The organism is Caulobacter sp. P4_E5, assembly GCF_056401555.1.
The window spans coordinates 1-7,099 of record NZ_JBFUJD010000137.1; the positions used below are offsets into that span (position 1 = coordinate 1).

The 7,099-nt window shown below is 68.6% G+C and carries 4 protein-coding genes; 1 reads left to right on the forward strand and 3 read right to left on the reverse strand.

The genetic code is table 11. From position 1 onward, the window contains the following. The coding region (locus tag AC1DSO_RS24265) for a TonB-dependent receptor domain-containing protein (protein ID WP_477071249.1) at positions 1 to 1,076 on the forward strand (1,076 nt) is incomplete at its 5' end. Positions 1,077 to 1,124: 48 nt separating this feature from the next. Here AC1DSO_RS24265 and AC1DSO_RS24270 read toward each other — a convergent pair. From AC1DSO_RS24270 to AC1DSO_RS24280, 3 genes are all read right to left on the reverse strand, one after another. Beyond that, positions 1,125 to 3,200, reverse strand: coding sequence for an alpha-L-fucosidase (locus tag AC1DSO_RS24270; RefSeq protein ID WP_477071250.1), 2,076 nt, complete (start codon positions 3,198 to 3,200; stop codon positions 1,125 to 1,127). 62 nt (positions 3,201 to 3,262) lie between these two features. Further along, complete coding sequence (locus AC1DSO_RS24275) at positions 3,263 to 5,590, reverse strand: GH92 family glycosyl hydrolase (RefSeq protein ID WP_477071251.1); 2,328 nt, start codon at positions 5,588 to 5,590, stop codon at positions 3,263 to 3,265. After that, positions 5,587 to 7,035, reverse strand: a complete 1,449-nt coding sequence (locus AC1DSO_RS24280; RefSeq protein ID WP_477071252.1) for a glycoside hydrolase family 125 protein — start codon at positions 7,033 to 7,035, stop codon at positions 5,587 to 5,589. Before AC1DSO_RS24280 ends, AC1DSO_RS24275 begins: the two co-directional genes overlap by 4 nt. Between the last annotated feature and the right edge of the window lie 64 nt (positions 7,036 to 7,099).

Here is a 7,099-nt window from a genome sequence, read left to right on the forward strand (position 1 = left end):
ATCTGCTGGTGCGGTTCAGCTACAACTCGGCCGCGCGCGCGCCTAACATTTCCGAACTCTATTCGCCGCGGAACTTCAGCTACAACGGCGCGGACCCGTGCTCGTCGAGCTCGCTCAGCCTGTCCGGCGCGGCGACGGCGGCCCAGTGCGCCAACACCGGCGTGACAGCCGCGCAGTACGCCGCCAAGTCGATCCCCGACTGCGGACCCCAGGGCTGCCGTCGCTATGCGGGCGGCGGCAACATCAACCTGCAACCCGAGAAGGCGATCACCCAGACCCTGGGCCTCGTCTACACGCCCTCGGCCGTGCCGGGGCTGTTGTTCTCGATCGACCACGTCGACATCAAGATCAAGGACTTCATCGGCTATATCGACGCCAATGTGGCCCTGTCGAACTGCCTGACCACGGGCCTCCCGTACTACTGCCGTTTCGTCAAGCGCGACCCGACCACCGGACGCCTCGACGGGACCTCGACGACCACCGGCTTCATCTCGGGCGGCACCGAGAACACCAACATCCTCAACTACAAGGCCGATGACGTTCAGGTCAGCTACAACTTCGGCATCGGCGACCTCGGCCGGATGGACCTGAACATGATCGGCACGCTGATGCTGCGCAGCATGGGGCAGGATTCGCCGACCACACCGATCTCGGACTGCGCGGGCTACTACGGCGCGCCGACCTGCTACGCCCCGGCGCCGAAGTGGGCTCACAACATGCGAGCCACCTGGGCCACGCCGTGGCGCAACAGCACCCTGTCGCTGAACTGGCGCTATATCGGCTCCACCAAGCTGACGGCCAACAGCACCGACAACGCCATCAACGGCGGCGGCGGCCCGCAGGGCTACAAGATCCTGACCAAGATGAAGGCCTACAGCTACTTTGACCTGGCCGCGTCGGTCATGGTGGTCAAGGACATGACGGCGCGGATCGCGATCACCAACCTGCTCGACAAGTCGCCGCCGGTGGTCCCCTCGACCTTCGTCGACGGCACGACCAACAACCCCAACACCTATACCGGTCTCTACGACCCGCTCGGCCGGGCCGTGAACGTCAGCCTGCAATACAACTTCTGACCCGCGCAGACCGCGCCGTCTCCCGACGGCGCGGTCTTTCGCACCAGGCTAGCGGCCGGCGACGGTGATCACGTCCAGTTCCGCGAATACGACCTGCGACTCGGCGCCCGCCGTCCGTGTCACCTCCAGGCGCAGATACCGTCCCTGCCGACGGGCGAACGTCACGCGCTGGGGCGCCAAGCTGGCGGCGACATTGGCGAACTCGCCCTCGCCCGCAGGAGTCCAGGCTTCACCGTCGAGGCTGGTCGCGACCCGATATCCTGACGGTGCRCCCGCGCCCTGCGTCCGGTCCCAGGCCGGCGTGAGGATGAAACCAGCCAGTGATCTGGCCTTCCCGAGATCGAGTGTCACCGCGCAGGGCGCTGGCGCCCGCCAGGCCGAGCCGCGCTCATCGTCGATCAGGGCCTCGGCGCCGGGCGCGCTACTCTGCGCGATGCGCCAATCGGACTTGCGCACGTCGAAGATCCGTCGCGCTGGCGCGCTGGTCACGCCGCTGGCGGGCTCGACCGCCACCGCCCTCACCTCTCCGCCCTCGGGCAGGGCGAAGGGTTCGGTGAAGCGTGTGGCGGCCCGGGTCGGCGCCGCACCGTCCACGGTGTAGCGCAGCTCCAACCCCGGCGCGTCGCCGACGATCGACACCATGCCCTGCCGATCGCGCTGAATGGCCGGCGGGTCCACCAGGACGGGTTGGCGGAAGAGGCTGATCTCACTGATCGCAGGCCCGGCCGGCGCATCCAGCACCCGCAGGCGCAGCTTGGCGGTCGTCACGGGAGCGGCCAGGCGCACCAGCCGCTGGGCGCCGATCCCTTGGTGACGGGCGATCTCGCGCCAGCCGCCGTCCCAGACGTCCAGCGCGAACGCCGTGACCCGAAGGCCCAGCGGCAGGTGTTCGCGCAGGCGCACCACGTCGAAGGTCCGCGCCTCGGGCAGGGTCAGGACCAGCTCCGGCGACACGGCGCCGTCGTCACAGGCCCAATAGGTGTCTCGGGCGGCGTCCAGCACGGTCGCCGCGGGATGACCGGCCCGCGCGTTGCTGGCCTGGGCGCGGGCGCCGTCGGCCAGGTTACGGGCGAACAGGGCGCGCCGCGCCTTGCCCCACGCCGCCAGAGCCGCCACGTCCTCGTCCGGGATGCGGCCGCGCCGATCGGGCGGCAGGTTGAGCAGCAGGTTGGTCCCGCGCCCGACGGACTCGAAATAGATCTTCTGTAGCCGCCCGGCGGACTTCACCTCGGCGTCCTCATAGGCGTGCCAGAACCAGCCGGGGCGTATCGAGACGTCGACCTCTGCCGGCCACCAGACCGAACCGCCTCGCACGCCGCTCATGCCCTTGGCCTCGGTGTAGGGCCCGTCGTCCATGGTCGCCCAGCACGGATCACCGGCGAAGCCGCGCTCATTGCCAACCCAGCGCAGGTCCGCGCCCTTCGGATCGAAGGTCACGGCCATCGGCTGCAGCTCATGGACGAAGGCGACGATCGACGGCCAGTCGTAGTAGTTGGGCCCGATCTTCCGCACCTCGCGCGCGCCGCCGTAATAGCCGTCGCCGCCATTGGCCCCGTCGAACCAGACCTCGAACAACGGGCCGTACTGGGTCAGGAGTTCGCGCAGCTGGTTGCGGTAATAGGTGACGTATTCGGGCCGGCCGTAGTCGGCGTGATTGCGATCCCAAGGCGACAGGTAGAGGCCGAATTTCAGCCCGCCGCGCGCGCAGGCCTCGGACAGTTCCCGGACGATGTCGCCCTTGCCGTTCTTGTAGGGGCTGTTCTCGATGCTGTGCTCGGTGAAGCGGCTGGGCCACAGGCAGAAGCCGTCGTGATGCTTGGCCGTCAGGATCAGCGCCTTCAGCCCCCCGGCCTTGGCGGCCGCCACGATCTGGTCGGCGCTGAAGTCCGTCGGATTGAACAGGGCCGGCGACTCGTCGCCGTAGCCCCACTCGCGATCGGTGAAGGTGTTGATCGAGAAATGGACGAAGCCGTAGGTCTCGAGCCCGTGCCAAGCCAGTTGCCGCGCCGACGGGGTCGCGCCGTAGGGCGTCAGGTCGCCGGCCGCGCGAGCCATGGCCGGGAGGGCCGAGACGGCGACGCCGGCCAGCAGCAGTCGGCGGGACAGGTGCAGTTCGGGGCGCATCGACAGGCTCCGGTCAGTGAGAAGCGGAGGAAGGAACGGGATCGGCCGGCGACGGTGCGATCTCATGCGAACTTCGGCGCCGAGGGCGGACGCGAAGACCGCGCCGCGCCGAACGCCGGGTTCGGCCGCGCGCCCATCCGGAACACGAGCCGCCCGCCCTTGGCCAACTCGTCGTGGCCGATCCAGCATCGGTCATGCGGCGCGCCGTTCCAGGTCACCGACTGGATGTAGAAACGATCCGGCGCGACGTCCTTGGCCTCGATCACCAGTCGGCGGCCCTCGGCCACCGCGATCTCGGCGCGCGGGAACAGCGGCGAACCAAAAACGTAGGCGCCCATGACCGGGTCAACGGGATAGAGGCCTAGGGCGCTCATCACGTACCAGGCGCTCATCTGGCCGCAGTCCTCGTTGCCCGACAGCCCATCCGACCGGGCCTGATACTGGCTCTTCAGCAGCATCCGCACCTGTGCCTGGGTCTTATGGTGCGCGCCGCAATAGGCGTAGAGATAGGCCACGTGGTGGCACGGCTCGTTGCCGTGCGCGTACTGGCCGACCAGGCCCGCAATGTCGGGCGGCGAGCCCGGCGGCATCTCCGAACTGGCCGTGAACAGCCCGTCGAGCTTGGCCTCGAAGCCCTTCTCGCCGCCGAACAGCTCCATGTAGCCATACAGGTCGTGCTGGATCAGGAACGTCGCCTGCCAGGCGTTGGCCTCGGTGAAGTCGCGCCACTTGTCCATGTGGCCGATGGCGCGCGGCTCGAACGGCGTCACCCAGGATCCGTCGGCGTTGCGTGGCCGCATGAACCGGGTCTCTGGGTCGAACTGGTGGCGATAGTTGCGCGAGCGGGCCAGCAGGACCTTGGCGTCCTCGTGCGCGCCGCCTGCGGCGGCCAGATGCGCCATGGCCCAATCGTCATAGGCGTATTCCAGCGTGCGGCTGGCGCCCTCCATGACCTCGTCGACCGGGATGAAGCCCAGGCGCTTGTACCAGTCCAGGCCCAGCACATCGTCGTCGAAGGCGCGCTTGCGGAACGCCTTCCAGGTGCGGACCGGATCCAGGCCGCCCACTCCCTTGGTCTGGGCCTCGGCCAGCACGACGGCGGCGTGCCAGCCGTTCATGGTGCCGGTCTCGATCCCCTGCAGCGGCCAGACCGACGGTCCCTTGGGGCTCTCCTCGGCCATCGGCACCAGGCCGGCGACCACGTCGGCCGCCCGAGCTGGCTGGGCCAGGGTCAGCAGCGGATGCAGGGTCCGATAAGTGTCCCACAGCGAATAGGTGCTGTAATTGTGACGACCGGCGGGGACCGTGTGGTTCTTCTGGTCCATCCCGCGATAGCGGCCGTCGACGTCGCTGAACAGAGTGGGCGCCAACAGGCTGTGATAGAGGCCGGTATAGAAGATCTTCGCGTCGGTGTCGGACGCGCCGTCGATCCGGACCGACGCCAGCGTCTTCTCCCAGGTCTCGCGGGCCGAGCGACGCGCGCCATCGAAGTCCCAACCTGGCGCCTCGGCCTGCAGGTTAGCCAGGGCGCCTTCGATGTCGACGCCCGACAGGCCGACCTTGACCAGCAGCGGGGCCGCACCGGCGTCAGGGTAGCGTAGCACGCACTTGAGGTTCTCGCCCTTGGCCTCGCGCGCCCCGGTGGCCAGCGGCTGGTCGGCGGCGTAGAGCTGGGCGTCCTTGAACGGCCGCGACAGCTTCAGCGCGAAATAGATCCAGCGCCCTGGCGCCCACTGGAACACCTGCCGCGCCCCGACCAGGGTGTCATCGCCGACCAGGCGCAGGCTGGCGTTCTTGACCCGGGTCTCCGGCGACTTCTCCCACCAGTCCTTCTGGCCGTGCTGGAGGTCGATCAGCAGGTGGCCCGGCTCGCCCTTGGGAAAGGTGTAGCGGTGCAGGCCCGCCCGCTCGGTCACGGTCAATTCGGCATCGATGCGCGTGTCGGTCAGGCGGACCCGGTAGTAGCCCGGCGAGGCATGTTCGCTGGCGCGGTCATAGCGCGAGCGATAACCGTCATCGGGCTTGCCGGGCTCGCCCGGCGTCAGCAGCACCGGCCCGGTGGCCGGTACGACCAGAACATCCAGCAAGTCGGCGCAGCCCGTGCCGCTGAGGTGGGTGTGCGAAAAGCCCATGATCGAGCCGTCCTGCTGATGATAGCCCGAGCAGGAATCCCAACCGTTGTTGCTGGTGTCCGGGCTCAGCTGCACCATGCCGAAAGGAAGGGTGGCGCCCGGATAGGTGTGGCCATGGCCGCCCGTGCCGATGAACGGATCGACAAAATCGCATAACGCCCGGCGCGGCGTGGCGGCAGTCGGCGCGGCGGCGGCGAGGCCGGCCAGGCCTGCTCCGGCCATCAGGCTGCGACGATCGATGGCGGGAACTTGAGTCATGCGGTCGCTTCCAGGGATCGGGCCAGCAGCGCGGGCCGGCGTTCGACGATCTCGACGATCAGCTCGCCAAACAGGGTGTTGGCCCACGCGAACCAGTCGCGGGTGAACTTGCTCGGGTCGTCCTTGTGGAAGGCCTCGTGCATGAAGCCCTTGCCGGCGTGCGTGGCCTTTAGAACCCTCAAGCTGGCCAGGACCGTCGCGTCGTCGCCATCGGCCAGGGCGTTCAGCGCCCGCATGATGATCGCCATCGGCCAGATCATGTCGAGCCCGGCGTGCGGGCCGCCGATGCCCTCCGCCGCCGTCCCCTTGAAGAAGTACGGATTGCGCTCGCTCCAGGCCAGTTGCGCCGTTCGCCGGAAGACCGGATCGTCGTGCGGGACGCAGCCCAGATAGGCCAGACTCATCAGGCCCGGCGCATTGGCGTCGTCCATGAAGAGGGCGTTGCCGTAGCCGTCGACCTCAAAGGCCCAGACCGGCTGCCCGTCGGCGTTGGCGGTCAGGCCGTGGGCCTGTAGCGCCGCCGTCAGTTCGTCGGCGAAGGCCGCGCAGTCGGCGGCGAAGGCCGGATTGTTCATCACCTCGCGCGCCAGTTCCGATAGCTGCCTCAGGCTGGCCGCGGCGAATAGGTTGGATGGGATCAGGAACGGATAGACGCAGGCGTCGTCCGATGGCCGGAACATCGAATGGATCAGGCCGACCTTGCGGGTCGGCGCACCCCTGCCTTCCAGCATCAGGGTCTCGGTCGCCAGGGTGCTGGGCCGCTGGAAGCTGTAGGGTCCCGGACCGGTCTTGCGCTGCTGCTCGCGGAAGGTGCGCACGACGACGGCCATGGCCTCGCGCCATTCGGCGTCGAACGGGGTAGCGTCGTGCGTGGCGCGCCAGTAGCCGTGCGCCAGGCGGATCGGATAGCAGAGACTGTCGATCTCCCACTTCCGCTCACCCACGCCGGGCCGCATGTCGGTGACGTCCTGCTGCGACCACTTCAGGTTCGTCCGCGCCGTCGGATCGCGCATGTAGGCGTTGGCGTAGGGGTCGATCAGGATGCAACGAGCCTGACGGCCGATCACGCCACGGAACAGGGTTCGCAGCTCTGGCGCCTTGGCGGCCAATGCCAGGTAGGGCCAGACCTGGGCCGAGGAGTCCCGCAGCCACATACAGTCGATGTCGCCGGTGATCACGAAGGCGTCGGGCCTGCCGCCGGCCTCGCCGAGGAAGACCGTGGTGTCGAGGGTGTTGGGGAAACAGTTCTCGAACAGCCAGGCCAGTTCGGGATCGGCGACCTTGGCCTTCACGCGCTTGACCAGACCCTCGACGGCCGGGCTGGCGAAACGCCGCGCCTCGGGCGGCGGACGGCGCGAAACGAACGGCGCGGCGGCGGCGGGTGTCGCGGCCAGGGCGGCGACGCCCGCCAGCAGGGCCTGACGGCGGGAAAGACGGATGCTCATCGCGGAAGCTCCTGCCGGCTCTCGATCGTGAAGCTGACCTCATGGCCCGGCGCCTGGCCCGGTT

Bases quoted from the DNA above. Each gene is read 5' to 3' on its own strand.
- AC1DSO_RS24280 (WP_477071252.1), bottom strand. From the start codon at position 7,035: ATGAGCATCCGTCTTTCCCGCCGTCAGGCCCTGCTGGCGGGCGTCGCC.
- AC1DSO_RS24275 (WP_477071251.1), bottom strand. From the start codon at position 5,590: ATGACTCAAGTTCCCGCCATCGATCGTCGCAGCCTGATGGCCGGAGCA.